Raw genomic sequence first — 1,742 nt, 5'->3', positions numbered from 1 at the left:
AGATAATATTTATACTTTATAGTGAAAAAATTAATATTTTTAATCACTAAATTATGTAAAAGATTGGATAAATAGATAACTAAATCATTTGAGAAAAGATTTTTTAGAAATAAAAAATGATAACTAAATAACCCCTTTAATATTTATCAAATAGCCAGTCATAAATATTAAAAGGGGTTATTTAGTTTATAAAAATTATTTGTAATAAAGTAAGATATATTAATAAATATGATAGAATATATATTATAAATTAAATCTTAAAAATATAAGGGGGGAACTTTGAGTTCTTATAGATTTCGTACATTATAAGAACCAATACTTTATGCGGGAGTTATTAAATGTAACACTTATAGTAATACTTGTTTTGATAAATGCTTTTTTTGTAGCCTGTGAATTTGCCATGGTAAAACTTCGTAGTTCTAGGATAGATACTATGATAGCTGAAGGTAATAATAATGCAAAAAGATGTAAAATAATAAAAGACAATTTAAATTCCTATCTTTCTGCATGTCAACTTGGTATAACACTTTGTTCTCTTGCATTAGGGTGGATGGGAGAATCTACAGTTAAAGAGTTGATTTTACCCGTAGTAAGTATATTTAATCTTAGTGAAAGTATTATATATACTATATCAATTTCCATTTCTTTTTTAATTATAACAATGATGGAGGTTGTAATAGGTGAATTGGTTCCTAAGGCTTTAGCACTTTATAATACAGAAAAAATAATGTTGAGTACATCTTTTCTATTAATAGGATTTTACAAGTTAACATATCCAGTAATATATTTTTTCAACCTGAGTACTGATTTATTTCTTAAACCATTTGGATACTCACAAGCTGATGAGGTTGATGAAGCCCATACAGGTGATGAAATAAGGTTATTAGTGGAAGAAAGTTATAAAAGTGGGCTTATAGATGAATCAGAGCAAAGATTAGTTGATAATATTTTTGAATTTGAGGAAAAGAAAATTAGAGAGATAATGGTTCCTAGAACTGATATGGTATGTATATATGAAAGCGACTCTGAAGAAAAGGTATTAGCTATTTTAAAAGAAGAAGGTGTTACAAGATATCCAGTATGCAGAAAAAATAAAGATGATATACTAGGTTTTGTACATATAAGGGATTTATATAATCAAAAGATAAATGAAAATAAAATTGAACTAGAAGAGATATTGAGAGATATTATATATATATCTGAAAATTTAACTATAGATAAGGCTCTTGAGAGAATAAGGAAAGAAAAGCTTCAACTTGCTATAGTTGTAGATGAATATGGTGGTACATCTGGTGTAGTAACAATAGAAGATATACTAGAAGAGATAGTTGGAGAAATTCAAGATGAATTTGACAAAGAAGAGACTCATATTAAGAAAATAGGAGCAGGTTCTTATTTAGTTGATGGTACTGAATCGATTAACTATATTAATAAGTACTTTGGGCTTGATATAGAGCATGATGGATTTGACAGTATAGGTGGGTGGATATCCTATATGCTGGGTTCAAATATTAAAGTAAATCAAAGTGTAACTTTTGAAAATTACAATTTCACGATATTAGAATTGGATAAATTGAGGGTTGTAAAATTAATCATAAAAAGTGTAATATAATTATATCAAAAAATATTGGAGGAATTGTATGCAAAAAGTAGAAGGAATTATTTTTGATATGGATGGAGTTTTATTTGATTAAAAAATAGCTACACATACTCGTGACTTTAGTCATGAGTTAGTAGCTAAA

1 protein-coding gene is annotated in these 1,742 nt (G+C 26.7%); it reads left to right on the top strand.

The genetic code is table 11. The features are described 5' to 3' along the window. Window positions 1-322: 322 nt before the first annotated feature. Window positions 323-1,612, top strand: a complete 1,290-nt coding sequence (locus tag KGF39_RS19285) for a hemolysin family protein (RefSeq protein WP_227823552.1) — start codon at window positions 323-325, stop codon at window positions 1,610-1,612. Window positions 1,613-1,742: the final 130 nt, after the last annotated feature.

Source organism: Clostridioides sp. ZZV14-6345 (genome assembly GCF_020657775.1).
Taxonomy (GTDB): domain Bacteria; phylum Bacillota; class Clostridia; order Peptostreptococcales; family Peptostreptococcaceae; genus Clostridioides; species Clostridioides difficile_D.
The sequence above is the reverse complement of the archived record's forward strand: the minus strand, read 5'-3'. Positions and strand labels throughout refer to the sequence as shown.